Below are 20,634 nucleotides of genomic sequence, written 5' to 3' on the forward strand. Positions count from 1 at the left end.
CCTTCGTATGCGGCGGGTGGGACATCGTCGGCCGGAACCGCACACACCGGCCGAGCCCCGGCGGTCGGACGGGGACGTCCCGCACAGTAATTCGAAGGTGCACCCGCACAGGGAATTCAGCCGTATCGTTTCGATCTCCACACAACGTGTTCGCAGGCAATTCGAATTGCCTCCACACGGACATTCCACCGGGAGTCGCCCCCTGGTCTTATGGGTCACTTAGTCCGGATGAATCATGACAAGCGGGGTGGCCGACGTGCGCATATCCGGTACCCGACAGGTGTGTTGAGCATCACGCCGACCGCGGTGCAGACTTCCTCAAATCCCGGGCACCCGAGGCCAATTGCCAGGAATGACGTGGAGGGTTTTACGAAAACCCACAGCCGACGCTAGGGTGCCTCAGATGTTCCACGCTGCCTCGTCCCCCGCATGTGCAGCGAGGTCCTGGATCGCCTCCCCCGGTTTCGGGCTGGAGGATCTGTGACGAACTCGCTGCGACCGCACGGCCACAACAGAGCGCCACTCCCCCCGGCACAGTCGTCGGCGGACGGAGTGCCGAGTCCGCGCTCGCCGCAGAAGGAGAACCAGCAGAACAGACCGGCGTCCACGGGTGCCGCCGCCGACACCAAGCCCGGCAAGCAGCGCGACGCGTTCTTCGACAACGCCAAGTACCTGGCGATCGTCCTGGTCGCCATAGGCCATGCCTGGGAGCCGCTCAAGGGCGACAGCCGGATCCTGGAGGGCGTGTACACCGTCGTGTACACGTTCCACATGCCGGCGTTCATCATCATCTCGGGCTTCTTCTCGCGCAGTTTCGACATGCGCCCCGACCGGCTGAAGCGGCTGATCACCGGCGTCGCCGTGCCGTACATCGTCTTCGAGACGGCCTACCCCCTCTTCAAGCGCTGGATCGACGACGATCCCGGCCAGGAGGTCAGCCTCCTCGATCCGTGGTACCTGACGTGGTTCCTGTGCGCGTTGTTCATCTGGCGGATGACCACGCCGATCTGGAAGATGGTGCGCTGGCCGCTGCCGGTCGCGCTCGGCATCGCCATGCTGGCGACGGTCACCCCGGAGATCGGCAACGACCTGGACCTGCAGCGGGTGCTGCAGTTCCTGCCGTACTTCGTGCTGGGCCTGTGCATGAAGCCCGAGCACTTCCGGATGGTGCGCACCCGGCGGATGCGGATCCTGTCCGTGCCGGTGGTCGCGTTGGCGCTGGCCGTCGGCTGGTGGGCGGTCCCGCGCATGAACACCGGGTGGTTCTACCACCGCGACTCGGCGCAGGAGCTGGGCGTGCCCTGGTGGGTCGGGCCGGTCATGGTGCTCGCGATGTTCGGCTGCTCGCTGCTGCTGACCGCCTGCTTCTTCGCCTGGGTGCCGGGCCGCACGATGTGGTTCACGGCGCTCGGCGCGGGCACGCTGTACGGCTATCTGCTGCACGGCTTCGTGGTCAAGGCCGGTGACTACCGCGGCTGGTTCGAGCACGACTGGCTGCACCGGCCGCTCGGTGAGATCTTCGTGACGGTCGTCGCGGCCGTCGGTGTCACGCTGCTGTGCACCACGCCCGTACAGCGGGTGTTCCGGTTCGCGATGGAGCCGAAGATGGAGTGGGCCTTCAAGCGGGACGCGGCCGAACTGGCGCGTGAGCGCGAGAAGTCCGAGAAGCGCGAGAAGGTCCCGGCCTAGTAAGTAATCTCCGTCACCCGCTCGTCAGACCGAGAAGTGCGCGCATCCGTGCGTACTTCTCGGTCAGTCGTTTCCGGGTGGCCTCGTCGAGGACCGAGAGGCGCACCGGGTCCGCGTTGTGTGCCAGGTCCGCCTCCTTCACCAGCAGGGCGCCAGGAGTGGCGAGAACACGCCGTGCGTACGCCTCGGGCGGCTCCCCGGCCCGCTTGGTGACCGCCAGCACGATGTCCTTCGTACGCCGGCTCAGCGCGGCCTCGTCCAGCCAGCGCACGGAGAGCGCGTCGTCCTCGACGGCGTCGTGCAGCCAGGCCGCCGCGATCTGCTCCTCATCACCACCACGCGCGCGTACGCCCTCGGCGACGGCCTGGAGATGCTCGGCATACGGCCGCCCGGCCTTGTCGGTCTGGCCACGGTGAGCGGCCCGGGCGGCGGCCTCCACGGCGGCCGGGGAAAGCGGGGTTCGGGATGTCTCGGTCACGTCCCCAGTGTCGCGCGGCGTTGAGGGGTGTGGGCCCGGAGGGGTGGCGGCGTGGCTGAACGGCCCGGGAGGCAGGCCGCCGGGGACTGGGGCGGAGGCCCCGGAGCACGGGGCACTTCCTTACCGGCCGGCCCGGGACGGGGCCCCGCGCGAGCACAGCCAGGCACGGGCAGGACGGATGAGGGGCCGGCTCAGTCCGTCGCCGTCGCCTGGCCGCCGGGGCTGGGGCGGAGGCCCGGGGTGGGCGAGGGTGTCGGGGGCTTCGTTCTCGAGCGGGTCGGGGTGAGGGGCCCCTCACGTCACGCGAGCGCGGCCGGGTGTGGGGGACCGGCTCAGGTCGTTGCCGTTGCCTGGGCCGTTGGGCCCTCTCGGCAGATCAGGAGGAGGGCTCGGTCGTCGTTCACGTCCTTCGCCACCGCCTCGATGAGGTGCCAGGCCGCGCCGTGGAAGCCGCCGGCGACGTAGCGGTCGGCCTCGCCGGTCAGGCGGTCGATGCCCTCGACGATATCTCGGTCGGACGTTTCCACCAGGCCGTCTGTGAACAGCATCAACACGTCGCCGGGGCGGAGTGAGCCCTTCACGGGGTCGAACTGGGCGCCGTCGTACACACCCAACAGCGGCCCCTCCGCTGCCTTTTCCTCCCAGCGGCCGCTGCCCGCGCTGAGCTGCAGGCCCGGCGGATGGCCCGCCGAGTACAGCTCGTAGTCGCCCGAGTCCAGGTCCAGGACCAGGTGGATGGAGGTCGCGAAACCCTCGTCCCAGTCCTGGCGGAGCAGATAGCCGTTCGCGGCCGGCAGGAACGCGTGCGGGGGCAGGCTGCCCAGCAGGCCGCCGAAGGCGCCGGACAGCAGCAGGGCGCGGGAGCCCGCGTCCATGCCCTTTCCGGACACGTCCGTCAGGACGACCTCCATGGTGCGGCCGCCGTTCGTCCGGGCCGCCACCACGAAGTCGCCGGAGAAGGACTGGCCGCCCGCCGGGCGCAGCGCCATCTCGCGGTGCCAGCCCATCGGCAGGTTCGGCAGCTTGCTCTGGACGCGGATGCGTTCGCGCAGGTCGAACAGCATGGTGCCGCCGCGCCGCCAGGGCACGCCGACCCGGCTGCGGAACTGCGCGATCAGCAGCCCGAAGAAACCACAGGCGGCGACCACCAGCACCACACCCGGGGTGACGCGCGACGGGCCCTCCGTGTACGGCCCCAGCTGCACCGACTCCACGATGAGCGCCGTGGCCGCGGCCGCGTACAGCCCCAGCAGGCTGGCCGGCCGCAGCAGCAGCCCGCCCGCGACGATCGGGAGGACCAGCGCGGACGGTGCGCACCACACCGAGTTGGCCAGTGTCGTGGCCGTGATCAGCGGCACCGTGAGGAGCAGACCGGCCAGCGCGACCCAGTCGGAACCGTCCCCGCGGAAGTAGTCGACGGCGCTTCTGCGCAGGCCGACGCGAGCCCGGTGCCATTGCATCTTCAACCGGGCCGTGAACGTCTCGGCGGCCGCGCGCCGCTCTCGTCCTGCTGCCATTAGTTCGGGACCCTATCCATCGGACCAGCTGCTTGGCACGGGAGGTCCCACTTGTCCCCCGTCCGAGGCTCAACTTCACAGTGAACTTCACGAAAAGCCACTCCGCCGCCACCAGAAGGAAATTCCCTGGCTCGTCCCGCAATGCACTGGTAGGCATGGTGTATGGCGACTGACTGCACGACCGAGGTACGGGATCTGCGGCGGGACGACTGGGACACGTGGTACGACACCCTGCTCCGCGCCTTCGGCGGGGTGCCGGAGGCGGCCGAGGAGCGGGAGTTGTGGAACTCCCTCACCGAGACAGACCGTTCCTTCGGCGTCTGGGACGGGGACGCGTGCGTGGGGACGGCGGGGGCGTTCGGTTTCCGGCTCACCGTGCCCGGCGGCGCCTCCGTGCCCGCCGCGGGCGTCACCATGGTCGGCGTCGCCGCCACGCACCGCCGGCGCGGCATCCTGACGTCGATGATGCGGCGTCAGTTGGACGACGTACGGGACCGGGGCCAGCCGCTGGCGGTGCTGACGGCCTCCGAGCCCGCGATCTACGGCAGGTTCGGCTACGGCATCGGCACCCGGAACGTCAGTGCCGAGATCGACACCGGCCGGGTACGCCTGTCCGTGCCGCCCGGCACCGATGACGTACGGCTGCGGTACGCCGACCCGGCCGACGCGCTGGCGGCGTGCGAGGCGGTGTACGCGCGCCGGGTGCCCGCCCGGCCGGGGATGCTGGCGCGGCTGCCCGGCTGGGAGCGGCTCGGGGTGCTGGACCCGGAGAGCGAGCGGGGCGGGGCGTCGCCGCTGCAGTGCGTGCTGGCGGAGCGGGACGGCGAGGTCGTGGGGTACGCCCGCTTCGCCGTGAAGCCGAACTGGCAGTCGACCGGGCACAACGGCACGGTGGTCCTGCGGGACGCGGAGGCGCTGGATCCGGCGGCGCGGGCCGCGCTGTGGCGGTTCCTGTTCGACATCGACCTGACGTCGACCCTGCTGACCGGCGCGCGCCCGCTGGACGAGGCATGGCTGCACCAGGTGTCCGACATCCGGCGGTGCGCACTGCGGATGCGGGACTCGCTGTACGTACGGCTGGTGGACGTGGGGGCCGCGCTGGAGGCGCGGACGTACCAGGCGCCGGTGGACGTGGTGCTGGACGTCGAGGACGCCTTCTGCCCCTGGAACGCCGGGCGTTGGCGGCTCACCGGGGACACCAAGGGCGCGTCGTGCGGGCGTACGACGGACTCGGCCGATCTCGCCCTGTCCGTACGGGAGTTGGGGTCGGCGTACCTCGGGGACACGAACCTGGGTGCGCTGGGCGCGGCCGGGCGGGTGCGGGAGTTGCGGCAGGGGGCGTTGGCGGAGGCCGCGCTGGGCTTCGGGTCGGCGGTGGCGCCCTGGCTGCCGCACGGGTTCTGACGTCCCGCCGGGCGCCGGCTCAGTCGCGCTGGCAGGCCGGGCACCAGAAGAGGTTGCGGGCGGCGAGGTCGGCGGTGCGGATCTCGCCGCCACAGAGGTGGCAGGGCAGGTGGGCCCTGCGGTAGACGTAGACCTCGCCGCCGTGGTCGTCGACGCGTGGCGGGCGGCCCATCGCCTCCGGGGTGTGTTCCGGGCGGACCGTGTCGATGCGGTTGTTGCGGACGCCCTCGCGCATGAGCTCCACGAGGTCGTGCCAGATCGCGTCCCATTCGGACGCGGTGATGTCCCTGCCCGGGCGGTACGGGTCGATGCGGTGCCGGAAGAGGACCTCGGCGCGGTAGACGTTGCCCACGCCGGCGATGACCTTCTGGTCCATGAGCAGGGCGGCGATCGTCGTACGGCTGCGGTGGACGCGGTGGTAGGCGGCGTCCGGGTCGGCGTCCTCGCGCAGGGGGTCGGGGCCGAGGCGGTCGTGTATCGCCCGCTTCTCGGGGGGTGTGATCAGGGCGCAGGTGGTGGGGCCGCGGAGATCGACGTACGCGGTGGTGTTCGCGAGGCGGAGGCGGACGGTGTCCGTGGGCGGGGGCGGCGGGGCCGGGCCGAAGTTGACCTTGCCGAAGAGGCCGAGGTGGATGTGGATCCACTCGTCGCCGCTGCCGCTGAAGCCGAGGAAGAGGTGCTTGCCGTGGGCTTCGGTGCGGGTGAGTTCCGTGCCGGTGAGGAGGGCGGCGGAGTCGGTGAACTTGCCCTGGGGGCTGGTGACCTGTGGGGCCGTGCCTTGGAAGGCGGCGGCGTAGTCCTGGGCCAGGCGGTGGATCGTGTGCCCCTCCGGCACGGTGTGGTTCCCTTCGTGGTCCTCGTGCTGGGGCTCTGCCCCAGACCCCGCCAGGGGGCTCCGCCCCCTGGACCTCAGGCCTATGCCCACCCACCGCCCGTTCGCTGTCGGGACAGGGGTGGGCCTTGCCTCAGAGCATCCGGCGTTTCTGGAACTACTGCTGCCGCGGGTGGTGCGGGGGGATCGGCGGGAGGTCGCCCGTCGTCTCGTAGGCGGCCAGCATGTCGATGCGGCGGATGTGGCGGGCGTCCTCCGAGAACGGCGTGTTCAGGAAGGTCTCGACGAACTTCGTCGCCTCGTCCTGCGTGTGCATGCGCGCGCCCACCGCGACGACGTTGGCGTTGTTGTGCTGGCGGCCCAGCGACGCCGTCTCCTCGCTCCAGGCGAGCGCCGCGCGCACGCCCTTCACCTTGTTCGCCGCGATCTGCTCGCCGTTGCCGGAGCCGCCGATCACGATGCCGAGGGCCTCGGGGTCGGCCGCCGTGCGCTCCGCTGCGCGGAGGCAGAACGGCGGGTAGTCGTCCTGGGCGTCGTAGATGTGGGGGCCGCAGTCGACGGGGTCGTGCCCCGCCGCCTTCAGCCACTCGACGAGGTGGTTCTTGAGTTCGAAGCCCGCATGGTCGGAGCCGAGATACACGCGCATGGGACGAGTGTGACACGGCTGTTTCAGGACGGCGGTCCCGGGTGTCGGTGAGGTGACCACCGGTTGATCTCCGTTCGACGCGTGGTCACAGGACCGTGAAGCTGTCCCTCACCTTCTTGTACGTCTTGAGGGCCTGCGCCTCGATGTCCGGCTGGTACCAGGTGTTGATCTGGTACGACTTGCCGTCCACGGTGAAGCCCAGCAGCTGGGCGTGCCAGGGGACGCCCTGCAGCGTGAACGTGTACTCCCAGACGACCGCCTCATGGCCGCGGAACGTCGTCCGTTCCAGGCGGATCTTCTGGTAGTTCTGGCCCTGGTGGGCGTTCTGTTCGGACTTCTCCCAGGAGTCCATCAGGTCGCCGCGGGCCAGGGAGGACTTCGCGGCGAGCTCTTGTTTGCCGTCCGGTGAGGTGTAGTGCACCTCCGAGCCGGTCTTCACGTCCCGCCGCCACCCGCCGGGCGTCGCCCATGCGAAGCCTCCCGCCTCGCGGTGGGCGCCGGGGGGCAGGGTCTGGGGCCTGGAGGTGCCTTCGACGGTGGGCGACGAGTTGTCGGCCGGGGAGGACGCCGCCGAGGAGGGCGGGGGTGAGCCCGCCTGGCCGTCCCCGGGTGATCCGGAGTTCGCCGCGAGCACGATCGCCACGATGGCGCCGGCGGTGAGCGCGCCGACGGTTGCGATGACGCCGGTACGGCGAGGTCCTCGGCGTCCGCGACGGGGGGCGGCCGGCTTGACGGGGCCGGGGAGTTCGCGGTGGGTTTCGGTGGTGGGCGTACGGTCGGTGGGCGGTCCAAACGCCGACTCGGGCTCGGGCGCCGAGGCACCTCCAGCATCAGGCCCAACCACAGGCCCAGAGCCGGACACACGGACGGAACCACGTTCCCTCTCGGGCTCGGACACCGGAATGCGAGCAGGGCCGGGCAGCTCGGCCACCGGCCCGGACACCGACTCGGGTTCAGGCTCGGGTTCAGGCTCGTGTGTGCCTCCACGCGCCGCCTCGGGCTCCTGCACGGAACCGCGTATCGGCCTCGGCACGGGCGCAGGCTCGCCCTCCGGCTGGGGTTCCGCCGCCCCGGCAGTCCCCGGCACGGACGGCTCCTCAACCCCGGGGCCCGACTTCCGCTCCAGCCCCAGGTGTCGCCCGGGCCCCGGTTCCGTCCGTTGCTCAGCCCCCGGCTCCAGCTGACCTCCCGCCCCCTCCCCCGGTCGCTCAGGTTCCAGCCCTTGCCGCCGGAAGCCCGCGTCGGCCTCTGCTCCCTCGCTGCCGTCACCCTGCTCGCGGGACCACCCGTCCGCCGCCGCCCCGGCATCCACCGCAGCCACCGGCAAAGTGGGCGTCGGCGCCGGATACGCCAGTGGGTGCAGGACCGCCTCCAGGTCCGCCAAGCCCGGTCGGACCGTCGGGTCCTTCTCCAGCAGGGCGGACAGGACTGCCCGCAACGGGCCTGCCGTCGGGGGCAGTTCCGGCTCCTCGTACAGCACCGCGTGCAGCGTCGCCAGGGTCGTGTCGCGGGAGAACGGTGAGCGGCCGCCCAGGGCCGCGCACAGGGTCGCGCCCAGGGACCACACGTCGGACTGCGGGCCCTGGGGGCGGCCGGAGACGCGTTCGGGGGCCATGTAGTCGGGGGAACCGACCAGCATGCCGACCATGGTGAGGGCCTTCGCGTCCTGGATCGCCGCGATGCCGAAGTCGGTCAGGACGATCCGGCCGCGTCCGCCCGCCTCCACCAGGACGTTCCCGGGCTTGATGTCCCGGTGCAGTACGCCCCGTTCGTGGACCTGGCGCAGCGCCGTCACCAAGCCGAGGCCGATGCGGGCCGTCTCACGGGGGCCCAGCGGCCCCTCCTCCGCCAGCATGCGTTCCAGGGAGCGGCCGGCCACCAGCTCCATGACGATCCACAGGCGTTCGCCCTCGTCCACGACGTCGTACACACGCACCACGTTGGGATGGTCGATCCGCGCCGTCGCCCTCGCCTCGCGCAGGGTGCGTTCGCGGCGGGTGCGCGTGTCCTCGGGGTCGAGGCCGTCTATACGCATCTCCTTCACCGCGACCTGCCGGTCGAGTATCTCGTCGGCGGCTCGCCACACCCGCCCCATTCCCCCCTGTCCGATACTTTCGACCAACCGATAGCGCCCCGTCACCAGTAAACCTGGAACTCCGCCGCTCCTCGCATTTCCCGGCAATCCGCTGCACCCCCTCAAGTACCTCGATCAGTCCCCTACTGAAACACAATGGTCACACTTCATGCCGTACCAGCATAGTGCGGAGAAATCTTGTGGTAGCTCTTCAAGTACTGCGAATTCAGGCGCAGCCAAGGGGGACGAACATGAGTTCTCGTCGCACGACGACCATCGCTGGATCGCTGGTCACGGCATCCATCTCGGCAGCGGTGATCCTTTCCGGCACTGCCGGCGCGGACGACCAGGGACCCGGGAGCAGTAAAGGGGGAAAGGTCATCGACGAGGCGCCGGCGGGTGTAAAGCTGACCACCCTGCTGCCCGAAAAAATCTCAGTGGACAACAGTTCGCAAGACACCGACATTACCGCCACCGTCAAGAACGAGGGGACCGCGGACAGCGGAAAGATCAGGCTTTTGGTCGTCGGTTTCGACGGCCTTACGGTCAAAAACGTTCAAGGGTGCTCTCCGATTGAAGAGAATGGCCTTCCGGAGGGCTCGAACAGTGGTTTCACCTGCCCCATCGACAATCTCCCGGCCGGTGAGTCGAAGTCGTACGCCGTCGACGCGACGTACGACCTGAGCAAGACCGGCAAGATCTGCCTCCCCGTCCAGACCGACGACGGCGAGGAGACGTACTGGCAGCAGGGCCCGGTGCCGTTCGGTACGACGAACCCGTCGCCCGACGCCCCGGCCACCCCGCTGCTCCTCGGCACCGACAACAAGCCCGTCGCACCGGGCCCCGACGAACTGCCGAAGACCGGCTTCGAGCGTGAGGTCGTGCCACTGGGCGCGGCCGGCGCGGCGCTGATCTCGGCGGGCGTGGCCGGGCTGTGGTGGTCACAGCGGCGGCCGGAGCCGCAGGAGCAGGAGCGCTGATCCCGCGAGGCAACGCGACGCAAGTGGAGCAAGTGGAACGCGGAAGAGGTTCGCCGGGCTGCCCGGCGAACCTCTTCGGTGACGGTTATGGCGTCAGCGCTTGAGCAGCTTCCAGGTGGTGGGCAGCACGCCCATCGCCAGGGCCGCCTTCACGGCGTCGCCGATCAGGAACGGGGTGAGGCCGGCCGCGATCGCGGCGGACGCGGACATGCCGGTGGCAAAGGCGAGGTACGGGACGCCGACGGCGTAGATGATCGCCTCGCCCAGCAGCATCGCGCCCGCCGTGCGCAGCATCGAGCGGTCGGCGCCGCGCCGGGCCAGGGCTCCCACGACCGTGGCGGCGAGGATCATGCCGAGGATGTAGCCGAAGGACGGGGCGGCCGCGCCGGAGCTGCCGCCCGCGAACCACGGCACGCCCGCGATGCCGGCCAGCGCGTACAGCGCGAGGGAGAGGAAGCCGCGGCCGGCGCCGAGGGCCGTACCGACGAGCAGCACGGCGAGGGTCTGGCCGGTCACCGGCACCGGGGAACCCGGCACGGGCACGGAGAGCTGGGCCGCGAGGCCGGTGAAGGCGGCGCCACCGAGCACGAGCGCGACGTCCCGGACACGGGAGGCGGGCAGCAGGTCGGCGAGGACCTGCCCGGTGCGGGCGGCGGGGACGGCGGCGGTGCTCATGGGGACTCCGCGGAAGGTGAGGGCATATTGGGACACGGCGACGCTATCCCAGCGCCCTGGAGCCGATCACCGTCAGCGCTCGACAAAGGCTCGAACGCGGGCTTGGTGGGTTCCGGACAAAGCTTGGTGGGTTCCGGACAAAGAGTGGGTGTTACACTCGGTTCGGCGTGATGCCGGTCACTGAGGCAGGGACGTTCAGCTCACAAGGAGGTGGGGAGGGGCGACTGTAGGGTCTCGCCAAACGGGCGGGGCGGGCGACTCGGTGAGCGGTCGTCCACGCTCCGTGCTGGATCCGTCCGGATAGTGGGCAGTCCTGTCGCGTCAACGGACGCGCGCCCAGACTGTGGGCGTTTTTGCCCATCTCACGCATTGGACGAGCCGCGCCCATGCCCAGCACCACCGCCGAGACGCCGCCCCAGCAGGACACCGGCGTCTCCCTCTCCCACGGCCTCAAGCAGCGCCACCTGTCGATGATCGCCCTCGGCGGTGTCATCGGCGCCGGCCTGTTCGTCGGCTCCGGCGCCGGTATCGCCGCCGCCGGTCCCTCGATCGTCGTCGCCTACGTCATCTCCGGCCTCCTCGTGATGCTGGTGATGCGGATGCTCGGCGAGATGTCGGCCGCGTATCCGTCGTCGGGTTCCTTCTCCGCGCACGCCGAGCGGGCGATCGGCCCCTGGGCGGGCTTCACGGCGGGCTGGTCGTTCTGGGTGCTGCTGTGCACGGCGGTCGGCCTGGAGGGCATCGGCGCCGCGAAGATCGTGACGGGCTGGCTGCCGGGTACGCCGGAGTGGGCCTGGGTGGCGCTGTTCATGGTGGTGTTCTGCGGCGCGAACCTGGCCGCCGTGAAGAACTTCGGCGAGTTCGAGTTCTGGTTCGCCGCGCTGAAGGTCGGCGCGATCACCCTGTTCCTGGTGCTGGGCGTGCTGGCGGTCGCCGGTGTCCTGCCGGGGTCCGACTCCCCCGGGGCATCCAACCTGACCGACTTCCTGCCGAACGGCAGTGAGGGTCTCGTCATCGGTCTGCTCGCGTCGGTCTTCGCGTACGGCGGCATGGAGACGGTCACCATCGCGGCGGCCGAGTCGGAGAACCCGGTGCGCGGGGTCGCGAGCGCGGTCCGTACGGCGATGTGGCGCATCGCGCTGTTCTACATCGGCTCGATGGCGGTCATCGTGACGCTGGTCCCGTGGGACTCGGCGGCGGTCGTGGAGAAGGGTCCGTACGTCGCCGCCCTCGACGAGCTGGGCATTCCGGGTGCCGGCCAGCTGATGAACGTGGTCGTGCTGGTCGCGCTGCTGAGTGCCATGAACGCCAACATCTACGGGTCCTCCCGCATCGCCTACTCGCTGGTCGAGCGGGGGCAGGGGCCGAAGGCGCTGGGTCAGGTGTCCGGCGGGGTACCGCGGGTCGCGGTGCTGGCGTCGTCGGTCTTCGGGTTCGTGTGCGTGGTGCTGAGCTACTGGCGGCCGGACGATGTCTTCCCCTGGCTGCTCAACATGATCGGCGCGGTCATCCTCGTCGTCTGGATCTTCATCGCCGTCTCGCAGCTGCGGCTGCGGGGGCGGTTGGAGCGGGAGACGCCGGAGAAGCTGGTCGTGCGGATGTGGGCGTTTCCGGTGCTGACGTGGGTGGCGTTGGCGGGGATGGTGGGGATCTTCGTGCTGATGGCTCGGGAGCCGGATACGCGGGTGCAGTTGTATTCGACCGGGGGGATGACTGTGGTTCTGGCGTGTGTGGGGTATGGGTGGCAGCGGGTGCGGGGCAGGGAGTGATCAGGGCGCGGCTTCAGCCTGCCAGTCGGCCAGCCATCCCCGGTCCTGGGCGATGAACGGGTGCTCGGGGCCGAGCACCCGTTCGCTGCGCTCGATGACCTCCCTGAGCGTCGCGACGGCTTCTTCGGTCCGGCCGAGGCCCTGGGCGACCTGGGCCTTGAGGGTCAGGGCGGACAGGGCCTGAGGGTGGTCGGGACCGTGGATGCGGATCCGGTCGGCCAAGACGCGCTGGACGAGAGGTTCCGCCTCCGCGTCGCGGCCCGTCATGTGCAGCCCCCACGCGTAGTTGTGACGAGCGTTCACCGTCGTCCGGTGATCCGGCGGCAGGAAGCGCTCGCAGGCGTCGATGAGGGCTTCGGCCTCCCTCTCGAGTTCTTGTCCTTTGCCCAGTTGCGGCAGTAGCTCCAGCAGGGCCGCCCAGGAGTACAGCGTTTCCTCGGCGTCCTCGCCCAGAACCCGCCGCTGTCCTTCGAGCGCGCGCCGGAGGACGGGTTCGGCTTCCCCGGCCCCCTTCAGGAACATGAGGGCGGAGTGCAGCCCGTAGCAACTGCGCAAGGTGTCGGGGTGGTCGCTTCCCAGCACGAGCTCGCGCCGCCCCAGAAGCCGGCGGTGCAGCGTCTCGGACTCGGCGTAGCGCCCCATGCGCCACAGTGCGTCGGCCTCCACCTCTCGGGCCACCATGGCCACGGGGTGCTGAGTGCCGAGCAGTGTCTCGGCCCTGTCGGCGACCCCGGGAGCGACCTCCAGGGCGCCCGCGAACTCCCCCGCGTCGAACAGCTCCCGGACCACGCGCACCGTGACCGTGGCCGCCCGCTCGCCCGGAGCCGCCGCCAACAGCTCCGCGGCGTGCGGCGCCAGCAGCGCCAGTCGACGCCGACGCTCCTCCGGCTCGGTTCCGCTCGCAGGCAGCGCGGCCTCCAGCAACCCCGCCGCCGCCTCCGCGAGAGCGGCCCGCTGCGTCTCCGGTACCCCGGCCGCCACACCGTCCAGCAACACCCCGTGCGCCCGCACGCACCGCGCCCCGTCCACCGCGACCAGCTCGGCCAGCGAGTGATCGAGCAGTCCGCGCAGGGCTGGTTCCAACTGCCCCGGTGTCAGGGCCGGTTCGAGCCCGTCGGCCGTCACCTCGCCGCGGGCCACCGGCGCCAGCAGGCTCAACGGCACCGGATCCGCGGCCAGGAACGACAGCAGCCGCATCAGCGTCGTCGCCTCCGGCAGCCCCTGTCCCGCCAGCGTGTCCAGGGACAACTGCCAGGTACGACCGACCAGATGACGCGACTGCCCGCTGCCGTACCCGGCGGCGCCCCGGTCGACGATGGCCGTCGACTCCTCGTCGAGCTTGCGGTCGTACTCGTCCATGGACCACGACTCCAGGAGCTGGTGGGCGAGATGGGAACCGGCCAGGGTGAGCGCGAGCGGCAGGCGGCCCAGGCGGTCGGCCACCTTCCGGGCGGACTCCAGGTCACCCGCGTCCGGGGCGAGGTCGCACAGGACCTGCGCCGCGTCGTCCAGCGGCAACAGCCCAAGGCTGTGCCGGGTCATGCCGGGCCCCTGCCACAGCGGCGACGTGGCGTGCCGCGTCGTGACCAGGACCAGGCCGCGCGGGCTGGTACGCAACCACGCCCCGTCCTCCAGGACCGAGGGGTCGTCGGCGTTGTCGAGGACCAGGAACCAGGGGTCGGCAGAGCTGTCGAGGTAGTGCCAGACCAGGTCGGCCGCGGCGCGCTGTCCGGCGGCAGCGGCGGCGAGTTCACCGGTGGTCGCGCCCCGGTCACCGGCGACGGCCAGCATCCCGGCGCGCAGGGACATCCGCTCGGACGCGTTGACCCAGAAGCCGACGCGGCCGTGGGCGCGTACGGCATCGGTGAACAGCCAGTGCGCCAGCGCGGTCTTGCCGCAGCCGCCCATGCCGTGCACGACGTGGGCGTCACCGCCGGGCCCGGCGAGGGCCGCGCCCAGCACGCGGCGCAGCTCCGTGCGGTCGCGGAGGATGCCGGGCGGACGGCCCACCAGGGGTACGCGTACAGAGTCGGGACCGGCCGGGGCAGTTGGCCTCGACTGCGGCTCGGTGCCGAACAGCGGAGCCGCACCGGCGTCATAGTGATGATGGTGTTCCTGGATGTACTGGTCACCGGACGTCTGGAAGATCCGGCCCTGGCCCGAAGCGCGGGCGCCGAGTTCGCTCATCGTTCGGTGATGTGCTGGTCGCGGCCGGCCTGATAGACCCGGCCGCTGCCGGAGACCTCCGCGCGCAGCCGGACGTCCACGGAGGGCCGCTGCTCCGGGAGCTGCGGGCTCAACTCGGCCAGGATGCGGCGCAGTTCGTCGGCGACCTCGGGCTGGGCGAGCAGCAGCCGGCGGACCCTGGCCTGCCATTCGGCGGTCAGTTCGGCCTCGGTGTCGGCGTCGCCCGACTGCCGGGCCAGGCGCAGGTCGTCGCGGGTGGCCTCGAGTTCACCGCCGACGGCCTCGGCCCTGGCCGGCTGGAAACGCTGCCACAGGGCGACTACCCCATCGCGGGCCGTCTCCCAGGCCTGCCCGGCCATCAACGCCACCACCGTCGTGCCCGCCGTGCGGGCGAGATCAGCGATCTCGGGACCCATCGTTCGCTCCCCCTCCTACGACTGCCGATAGTAGATCGCCGCTCACCGCCCGCGCACGCCCCATTAACACGCCCCCACACACGCTTCACCCCTCTTGCCGCTAGCATGCACTTGCAAGTTCTTTGTGATAAGAGGCCGGAGGGGACCTGTCATGCCCGTCTACACGCTTCCTGAACTGCCGTACGACTACTCTGCGCTCGCCCCCGTGATCAGTCCCGAGATCATCGAGCTGCACCACGACAAGCACCACGCGGCGTATGTGAAGGGGGCCAACGACACGCTGGAGCAGCTCGCCGAGGCGCGGGACAAGGAGGCGTGGCGGTCGGTCAACGGCCTGGAGAAGAATCTGGCCTTCCATTTGTCAGGGCACATCCTGCATTCGGTCTACTGGACCAATATGACCGGGGACGGCGGCGGTGAGCCTCTCGCCGCGGATGGAGTGGGCGACCTCGCGGACGCCCTCATCGAGTCGTTCGGCTCCTTCGCCGGTTTCAAGGCCCAGCTAACCAAGGCGTCCGCGACCACGCAGGGCTCCGGCTGGGGCGCCCTCGCGTACGAACCGCTGAGCGGGCGTCTCGTCATCGAGCAGGTCTACGACCACCAGGGCAATGCGGGACAGGGCTCGGTGCCGATCCTCGTCTTCGACGCCTGGGAGCACGCCTTCTACCTGCAGTACAAGAATCAGAAGGTCGACTTCATCGAGGCAATGTGGCAGGTCGTCAACTGGCAGGACGTGGCACGGCGTTACGAGGCCGCCAAGTCCCGTGCGGATGTACTGCTACTGACCCCCTAAGGTCCGCGCAAAGCGTCCTGCTCGTGACCGTCTTCTCACCTTCACGGGGCAGGCGGATAAAGAGAAGGCCCTCGCGAGGACGTGACTCGCGAGGGCCTTCCTTCCCTGTGTGTTACGCACTGGGCCAGGTCAGACGTCAGAGCTCTCCGGCCTTGACGCCTGCCACGAACGCGACCCATTCTCCGGCCCTGTAGAACTGGATGCCGCCGTCACGGTTCTTGCTGTCACGGACGGCGTGACCGCCACTGGCGGTACGTGCAACTTCCACGCACTCGTTGGCCGAACCCCCTCCCGAGTACGAGGACTTCACGAAGGGGCCGCCGATGTCCTGGCTGTTCACGCTTCCTCGTTCTCCACGGCGATGCCATTCATTGCCTTCCGGATGAAGGCAATGCTCTGATCCGGGGTGAGCGCGGCGGACCTCAGCGCCTCGAAGGCATGCAGGTAGCCCGCCATGTCCTCGTGATCTTCAAGGATGACGCTGTTGACCATCGTGTCTTGCACGATGACCTCCGGCGACGCCTCATTGGCGTAGGAGAGCGCGACGAACGCGGGCGCAACCCTCGCGGCGGCCCACTCTCCGTGCGGCAGTACCTGAATCGTCATGTTCGGCTGCCTGGCCATCTTCATGAGATGCCCAAGCTCCTCCCGATGAACCCTCGGTGACGGCATCGGGTCAGTGAGCGCCGGCTCCCAGACAACAGCCGCGAACCGCGCCCCGGACTCCTCGAATACCCGGCGCCGCTCCTGCCGGACCTTGACGATCTCGTCCGCCGCCGCCTCGTCGAGCACCTCAGGGTTGGCTTGGGTCAACGCCTTGGTGTACTCCGGCGTCTGCAACAGACCGGGGATGAAAACGGGCTGCCAGGTCCGGATGTACGTCGCGTCCGTCTCCAAGGAGAGGTAATCGCCGAGGCGGGCAGATCCGCGACAAGATGCACCTACGTGCCTCGTACAGGCGCCGACGCCGAAGCCGCAACACGCGTTACCGCGCGCCTCGTTACGACAATCGCCGCCGTCCTGACGGCTGGCTACCTTCGTCGCTGAGACATCGAGTCGACACCACCCACTCGTGGGTACGGCGGCTGCAGCAGTGGGCGCCCGTGGCAGAGATGCACATTGAGCGAACCGCCTTCGATGTGCACGCTCTCAGCGTGGGAGTGCCCTTGCAGGGAATCGAGTATCAGCAAGGCACTCTCGCCGGATACGAAGTGCGCCAGTACCTCCTTGAGCACTGGGGGCGTGCATGCGCGTACTGCGGCGCCTCGGGGGTGCCCCTTCAGGTGGAGCACATCCGGCCTCGCTCGAGAGGTGGCTCGGACCGGGTCTCCAACCTGACGCTTGCTTGCCGCCCGTGCAACCACGCCAAGGGCAGCCTCTCAGTGGAGGCGTTCTTGAAGGGCAAGCCTCAGCTTGTTGCGAAGATCCTCTCCCGTGCCAAGGCGCCCTTGCGGGACGCTGCGGCGATGAACTCCACCCGCTGGGCCCTATGGGGAAGCCTCAAGGATCTCAGGGTTCCCGTACACAGCTGGTCTGGCGGGCGCACCAAGTACAACCGCAGCCGTCACGGCTTGACCAAGACTCATTCCCTCGACGCCCTCGCAGTTGGCGAGGTGCCCGATGACATGACCATCGAACGCTTCCCGGCCATCGTGTTACTGGTGTCCTGCACTGGCCGAGGAACCCATGCCCGAACCCGCACGGACAAGCACGGCTTCCCTCGCCTCAAACTGCCAAGGATCAAGCGGTTCTTCGGTTATGCCACCGGCGACTTGGTCACCGCCGCCGTCCTCACCGGAAAGAACGCAGGAACCCACACAGGACGCGTCGCCGTACGCTCCAACGGCAGATTCAACATCCGTACTGCCCACGGCCTCGTCCAAGGAGTCCATCGCCGCCATTTCCGTCTGCTTCAGCGCGCCGACGGTTACGGTTACGCTCGTCGGGCCGAGGAGAGTGCAGCCGAGTGAAAAGCCCGTCCTGTCCGGCGGGAATACTGCTGGAAGGACAAGTCGACCCCGTGCTTGCATGGGCCGCATGGTGTCTGCCGACCGCTTGCTCGCCTTCGCGGCCATGTCGTTCCTGCTGATCGTGATCCCCGGCCCCAGCGTGCTGTTCGTGATCGGGCGGGCGCTGGCGCAGGGGCGTCGCGCCGCGCTGACCACCGTCGTGGGGAACACGCTCGGCGCCTATGTGCTGATCGTGGCCGTGGCGCTCGGGATCGGGTCCGTCGTGGAACGTTCGGTCCTCGTCTTCACCGTGCTCAAGCTGGCGGGTGCCGCTTACTTGGTGTATCTCGGCGTCAAGGCGTGGCGGGGGCGTGCCGCACTTCAGGACGCGTTCGCCGGCGGCGGGGCCGCGCACGGCGGCCTGCGCACGTTCTGGGAGGGGTTCGCGGTCGGGGTGAGCAACCCCAAGACCATCGTCTTCTTCGCGGCCGTGCTGCCGCAGTTCGTCGACCGTGGGCAGGGGCATGTCGCGGTTCAGATGCTGGTGCTCGGTCTGGTCTTCAACGTCATCGCGGTGGCCTGCGACAGCGTGTGGGGACTGGTCGCGGCCACCGCGCGGGGCTGGTTCGCCCGCTCACCTCAGCGGCTCTCCATGGTGGGCGGCGTCGGCGGGCTGACGATGATCGGCCTGGGTGTCACCGTGGCCGCGACCGGGCGTAAGGACTAGGACAGGCCCCGGGGCCAGGGGTCAGGGCTTGCGGCCCAGCCCCCCGTGCTGGCCGATCGGCTCGGGATCGGTGATGCCCGGCTCGGGGCGCCACAGCGGGACCGAGACCACTCCCGGGTCCACCAGCTCCAGGCCCTCGAAGTACGCCTCGATCTGGTCCACCGGGCGCAGGAAGTACGGGACCGCGCCGGTCTCGTTGTAGGCGTCCTGGGCCGCTTCGTAGGCGGGGTCGGTGCCTCGGGAGCCGTCGCTGACCGAGAGGTAGCTGCCGGAGGGGAGGCCGGCCAGGAGGCGGCGGACCAGGTCGCGGGCCTGGTCGTGGTCGGCTACGTGGCCCAGGATGCCGCTCAGGATCAGGGCCGTCGGCTGGGTGAGGTCCAGGGTCCTGGACGCCGCAGCCAGGATGTTCTCCGGCTCGTAGAGACTCAGGTCCTCGTACGCCGTCACGCCCTCGGGGGTGGAGGTGAGGAGGGCGCGGGCGTGGGCCAGGACCAGGGGGTCGTTGTCGATGTAGACGATCTTCGACTCGGGGGCTGTGCGCTGGGCGACCTCGTGGGTGTTGTCGACGGTGGGGAGCCCGGTGCCGACGTCCAGGAACTGGCGTACACCCGCCTCTGCCACCAGGTGGCGGATGCTGCGGCCGAGGAAGGCCCGGCTGCTGCGGGCGATGGTGGATATGCCGGGGAAGACGGCGGTGTAGGCGTCGCCGGCCAGCTCGTCCACGGGGTAGTTGTCCTTGCCGCCCAGCCAGTAGTTCCAGATGCGGGCCGAGTGGGGTACCGAGGTGTCGATCTCCGTCATGGGCTCATCCTGCTACGGCACGTCCGGCTCGCACGACCCCTTGAGAGATGAGAGATGAGACCGACGGGAACTCTCCAGCCTTCACGCGATCACCGGGAGGGTTCCCTGTGCGCGAGGCCCAGTTCGCGCAGGATTCGGGTCAGGTCGGCCGGTGCCGCGGCCAGGCGGACCGGGGTGCCCGCGTCGTCGAGTTCGGCGATGTGCCAGCTTCTGCTGATCGTCTCCTCATCGCCCCGGGCGCGCCGCACGGTCCCGGCGGTGAGCCGTTCCACCGGGATCGGCTTCGCCGCGAACCGGCCGGGACCGCCGTGGGGCACCACCGCGGGCGGGCCGTCGCCGAGGACGATGTGGGTGCCGAAGCCGTTCGGGTTGTAGTCGGTGTGGTCCAGGAAGCGGGCGGACAGAAAGACCTCTCCCTGTACTGGGGGTGTCTGGACCGCTCCCGTCTCCCCCGGTGTACGGATGCGTGTGGCGCGCCATGCCCAGGTGAACAGGCCCAGGGTGACCAGCGAGCCCGCCGCCCACCATGTGATCTGCGTACGTGAGGAGAACAGGGTGGTGGGGTGGAGGTAGCACAGGGGCAGCAGCCACAGGGCGGTGCCGGCCAGCGCGCCCGCGAACGGCAGTGCCGACGGGAGCACCTCGTCGTCGGCCAGTCGGCGCCCGCGTCGGCGCATCAGCAGCAGGGCTCCCGGGTACGCCGCGCCCAGGGCCAGCCCGGCCGCGAAGACGGCCACGTCACCGGCAGGCGCCATGTGCTCGCGCCAGACGTGCCGCTCACCGGCGACCACCCTGATGCCCCCACGCCAGAAGGTCACCTCGACCCGGTCACCGGCCGCGAAACCCTCGGCGCCTTCGTACGAGACGCTGACTCGCCGCACCGGCCGGTCGTCGGCGAAGTACAGCCAGCTGGGCTCCTTGCCCCGCTCGGGATCGGTCCTCGTGATCACGGCCGGCACGGTGGTCAGGCACTCTCCGCGCGCCGCGGCGGGCGTCCCGGCGGCACACGGCACAGCCGCCTCCCACGCCCGGTTCTCCGCGTCGGCGCTCGGCACGGACAACGCGGCCCCACCCGCGGTCGCGAGCAGCAGCACGCACAGCACCAGCAGCCAGCGGCGCCGCCGCCCGGCGGTGCGGTACGACACGACAGGGAGACGAGTCGACTCCGGCGTGCCGTAGCGGCTGTGCAGTGCCCGGAGCTCTGCCACCTCCGAGTCGAACGCCGGGTCGTCCTGTTTCGCGGTCTGCGGCAGGGGCAGGCGCAGCTTGCGTCCGTCGCGCAGCACCAGGACGACGCGACGGATGTCGCCGTGGCGTCCACGCTGCAGCCATATGTGCAGGTCCGCGATCTCGCTCCACGGCACGCTCCGGCGGCGCAGCATCATCCGGGAGTGCACGCCGTACGCGTCGGCGCGCACCTGCGCGGTGGCCCAGAGGAGCAGCAGGACGGCTATCAGCACCACCGTCAGGCCGACCGTCATCCACAGCACGAACCACTTGCCCCAGCGCTCCGCGTGCAGCACCACCGTCAGGAACGCCCAGGCCCCCACCACGGCGCCGGATCCGGCGGCGAGCCGGCCGGGGCGGCTGATGAGGGGACGGCAGGTCATGTCGGGCGCTTCGGGCATGCGGATGATCCTGGCATCCCCGGAATCGCACGCGCATGTGCGGTGTGCGGCAACGCCTGGTCATGGACA

Annotated in this window: 18 protein-coding genes and 1 pseudogene; 7 read left to right on the plus strand and 12 right to left on the minus strand. The window is 70.1% G+C overall.

The window, feature by feature from the left end; all coding sequences use genetic code 11:
- The first annotated feature begins 480 nt into the window (after positions 1-480).
- Complete coding sequence (locus AQJ91_RS05240) at positions 481-1,689, plus strand: acyltransferase family protein (protein ID WP_067016833.1); 1,209 nt, start codon at positions 481-483, stop codon at positions 1,687-1,689.
- Positions 1,690-1,702: 13 nt separating this feature from the next.
- Here the strand turns inward: AQJ91_RS05240 and AQJ91_RS05245 are convergent, their stop codons facing one another.
- A complete protein-coding gene (locus AQJ91_RS05245; RefSeq protein ID WP_067016834.1) occupies positions 1,703-2,167 on the minus strand; it encodes an HD domain-containing protein in 465 nt (154 codons plus the stop codon).
- A gap of 332 nt (positions 2,168-2,499) precedes the next feature.
- Positions 2,500-3,684: a PP2C family protein-serine/threonine phosphatase gene (locus AQJ91_RS05250; protein ID WP_067016836.1), complete on the minus strand. Its 1,185-nt coding sequence runs from the start codon at positions 3,682-3,684 to the stop codon at positions 2,500-2,502.
- A gap of 162 nt (positions 3,685-3,846) precedes the next feature.
- Between AQJ91_RS05250 and AQJ91_RS05255 the strand changes: the two genes are divergently transcribed.
- Positions 3,847-5,088 (plus strand): GNAT family N-acetyltransferase, encoded by a 1,242-nt coding sequence (locus tag AQJ91_RS05255; protein ID WP_067016838.1) that lies wholly within the window; start codon positions 3,847-3,849, stop codon positions 5,086-5,088.
- A 19-nt stretch (positions 5,089-5,107) separates the two neighbouring features.
- Here the strand turns inward: AQJ91_RS05255 and AQJ91_RS05260 are convergent, their stop codons facing one another.
- From AQJ91_RS05260 to AQJ91_RS05270, 3 genes are all read right to left on the minus strand, one after another.
- Positions 5,108-5,923 carry an Fpg/Nei family DNA glycosylase gene (locus AQJ91_RS05260; protein ID WP_067016840.1) on the minus strand — a complete coding sequence of 272 codons (816 nt, stop codon included), beginning with the start codon at positions 5,921-5,923 and terminating at the stop codon, positions 5,108-5,110.
- Between the two features lie 154 nt (positions 5,924-6,077).
- A complete protein-coding gene (locus AQJ91_RS05265; RefSeq protein WP_067016842.1) occupies positions 6,078-6,566 on the minus strand; it encodes a ribose-5-phosphate isomerase in 489 nt (162 codons plus the stop codon).
- A gap of 85 nt (positions 6,567-6,651) precedes the next feature.
- Positions 6,652-8,706 (minus strand): serine/threonine-protein kinase, encoded by a 2,055-nt coding sequence (locus AQJ91_RS05270; RefSeq protein ID WP_407696823.1) that lies wholly within the window; start codon positions 8,704-8,706, stop codon positions 6,652-6,654.
- Between the two features lie 185 nt (positions 8,707-8,891).
- Between AQJ91_RS05270 and AQJ91_RS05275 the strand changes: the two genes are divergently transcribed.
- Positions 8,892-9,620, plus strand: a complete 729-nt coding sequence (locus tag AQJ91_RS05275) for an LPXTG cell wall anchor domain-containing protein (RefSeq protein WP_067016847.1) — start codon at positions 8,892-8,894, stop codon at positions 9,618-9,620.
- 93 nt (positions 9,621-9,713) lie between these two features.
- Here the strand turns inward: AQJ91_RS05275 and AQJ91_RS05280 are convergent, their stop codons facing one another.
- Entirely contained in the window at positions 9,714-10,295 is a 582-nt protein-coding gene (locus tag AQJ91_RS05280) for a biotin transporter BioY (protein WP_067016849.1), read from the minus strand.
- A 386-nt stretch (positions 10,296-10,681) separates the two neighbouring features.
- Here AQJ91_RS05280 and AQJ91_RS05285 point away from each other — a divergent pair, with 386 nt between their 5' ends.
- On the plus strand, positions 10,682-12,064 hold the full coding sequence (locus AQJ91_RS05285) for an amino acid permease (RefSeq protein WP_067016851.1): 1,383 nt from the start codon (positions 10,682-10,684) through the stop codon (positions 12,062-12,064).
- On the opposite strand, the gene AQJ91_RS05290 is transcribed toward AQJ91_RS05285, so the two are convergent.
- Together AQJ91_RS05290 and AQJ91_RS55185 are read right to left on the minus strand one after the other, a co-directional pair.
- The gene (locus AQJ91_RS05290; RefSeq protein ID WP_067016853.1) at positions 12,065-14,251 is read right to left on the minus strand and encodes a tetratricopeptide repeat protein; all 2,187 of its coding nucleotides are present in this window, start codon (positions 14,249-14,251) and stop codon (positions 12,065-12,067) included.
- Positions 14,248-14,667: a hypothetical protein gene (locus AQJ91_RS55185; RefSeq protein WP_067016855.1), complete on the minus strand. Its 420-nt coding sequence runs from the start codon at positions 14,665-14,667 to the stop codon at positions 14,248-14,250. The genes AQJ91_RS05290 and AQJ91_RS55185 overlap by 4 nt, the downstream gene beginning before the upstream one ends.
- A gap of 151 nt (positions 14,668-14,818) precedes the next feature.
- Between AQJ91_RS55185 and AQJ91_RS05300 the strand changes: the two genes are divergently transcribed.
- Entirely contained in the window at positions 14,819-15,460 is a 642-nt protein-coding gene (locus AQJ91_RS05300) for a superoxide dismutase (protein WP_067016858.1), read from the plus strand.
- Between the two features lie 136 nt (positions 15,461-15,596).
- Here the strand turns inward: AQJ91_RS05300 and AQJ91_RS05305 are convergent, their stop codons facing one another.
- Together AQJ91_RS05305 and AQJ91_RS05310 are read right to left on the minus strand one after the other, a co-directional pair.
- Positions 15,597-15,800 carry a DUF397 domain-containing protein gene (locus AQJ91_RS05305; protein WP_067016860.1) on the minus strand — a complete coding sequence of 68 codons (204 nt, stop codon included), beginning with the start codon at positions 15,798-15,800 and terminating at the stop codon, positions 15,597-15,599.
- Positions 15,797-16,360, minus strand: a pseudogene (locus AQJ91_RS05310) (DUF5753 domain-containing protein); the annotation flags it as partial. The gene AQJ91_RS05305 and the pseudogene AQJ91_RS05310, both read right to left, overlap by 4 nt.
- A 35-nt stretch (positions 16,361-16,395) precedes the next feature.
- Between AQJ91_RS05310 and iscB the strand changes: the two are divergent.
- On the plus strand, positions 16,396-17,430 hold the full coding sequence (gene iscB, locus AQJ91_RS48795; RefSeq protein WP_079084685.1) for an RNA-guided endonuclease IscB: 1,035 nt from the start codon (positions 16,396-16,398) through the stop codon (positions 17,428-17,430).
- Positions 17,431-17,488: 58 nt separating this feature from the next.
- Positions 17,489-18,136, plus strand: coding sequence for a LysE family translocator (locus AQJ91_RS05320; RefSeq protein ID WP_407696824.1), 648 nt, complete (start codon positions 17,489-17,491; stop codon positions 18,134-18,136).
- Positions 18,137-18,157: 21 nt separating this feature from the next.
- Here AQJ91_RS05320 and AQJ91_RS05325 read toward each other — a convergent pair whose 3' ends face one another.
- Positions 18,158-18,937 (minus strand): SAM-dependent methyltransferase, encoded by a 780-nt coding sequence (locus AQJ91_RS05325; protein WP_067016866.1) that lies wholly within the window; start codon positions 18,935-18,937, stop codon positions 18,158-18,160.
- An 89-nt stretch (positions 18,938-19,026) separates the two neighbouring features.
- Positions 19,027-20,565, minus strand: a complete 1,539-nt coding sequence (locus tag AQJ91_RS05330) for a PH domain-containing protein (protein WP_067016867.1) — start codon at positions 20,563-20,565, stop codon at positions 19,027-19,029.
- Positions 20,566-20,634 lie beyond the last annotated feature (69 nt).

The organism is Streptomyces dysideae (assembly GCF_001514305.1).
Lineage (GTDB): Bacteria > Actinomycetota > Actinomycetes > Streptomycetales > Streptomycetaceae > Streptomyces > Streptomyces dysideae.

Bases quoted from the DNA above. Each gene is read 5' to 3' on its own strand.
- AQJ91_RS05250 (WP_067016836.1), bottom strand. From the start codon at position 3,684: ATGGCAGCAGGACGAGAGCGGCGCGCGGCCGCCGAGACGTTCACGGCC.
- AQJ91_RS05255 (WP_067016838.1), top strand. From the start codon at position 3,847: ATGGCGACTGACTGCACGACCGAGGTACGGGATCTGCGGCGGGACGAC.
- AQJ91_RS05265 (WP_067016842.1), bottom strand. From the start codon at position 6,566: ATGCGCGTGTATCTCGGCTCCGACCATGCGGGCTTCGAACTCAAGAAC.
- AQJ91_RS05275 (WP_067016847.1), top strand. From the start codon at position 8,892: ATGAGTTCTCGTCGCACGACGACCATCGCTGGATCGCTGGTCACGGCA.
- AQJ91_RS05280 (WP_067016849.1), bottom strand. From the start codon at position 10,295: ATGAGCACCGCCGCCGTCCCCGCCGCCCGCACCGGGCAGGTCCTCGCC.
- AQJ91_RS05285 (WP_067016851.1), top strand. From the start codon at position 10,682: ATGCCCAGCACCACCGCCGAGACGCCGCCCCAGCAGGACACCGGCGTC.
- AQJ91_RS05290 (WP_067016853.1), bottom strand. From the start codon at position 14,251: ATGAGCGAACTCGGCGCCCGCGCTTCGGGCCAGGGCCGGATCTTCCAG.
- AQJ91_RS55185 (WP_067016855.1), bottom strand. From the start codon at position 14,667: ATGGGTCCCGAGATCGCTGATCTCGCCCGCACGGCGGGCACGACGGTG.
- AQJ91_RS05300 (WP_067016858.1), top strand. From the start codon at position 14,819: ATGCCCGTCTACACGCTTCCTGAACTGCCGTACGACTACTCTGCGCTC.
- iscB (WP_079084685.1), top strand. From the start codon at position 16,396: ATGCACCTACGTGCCTCGTACAGGCGCCGACGCCGAAGCCGCAACACG.
- AQJ91_RS05320 (WP_407696824.1), top strand. From the start codon at position 17,489: ATGGGCCGCATGGTGTCTGCCGACCGCTTGCTCGCCTTCGCGGCCATG.
- AQJ91_RS05325 (WP_067016866.1), bottom strand. From the start codon at position 18,937: ATGACGGAGATCGACACCTCGGTACCCCACTCGGCCCGCATCTGGAAC.
- AQJ91_RS05330 (WP_067016867.1), bottom strand. From the start codon at position 20,565: ATGCCCGAAGCGCCCGACATGACCTGCCGTCCCCTCATCAGCCGCCCC.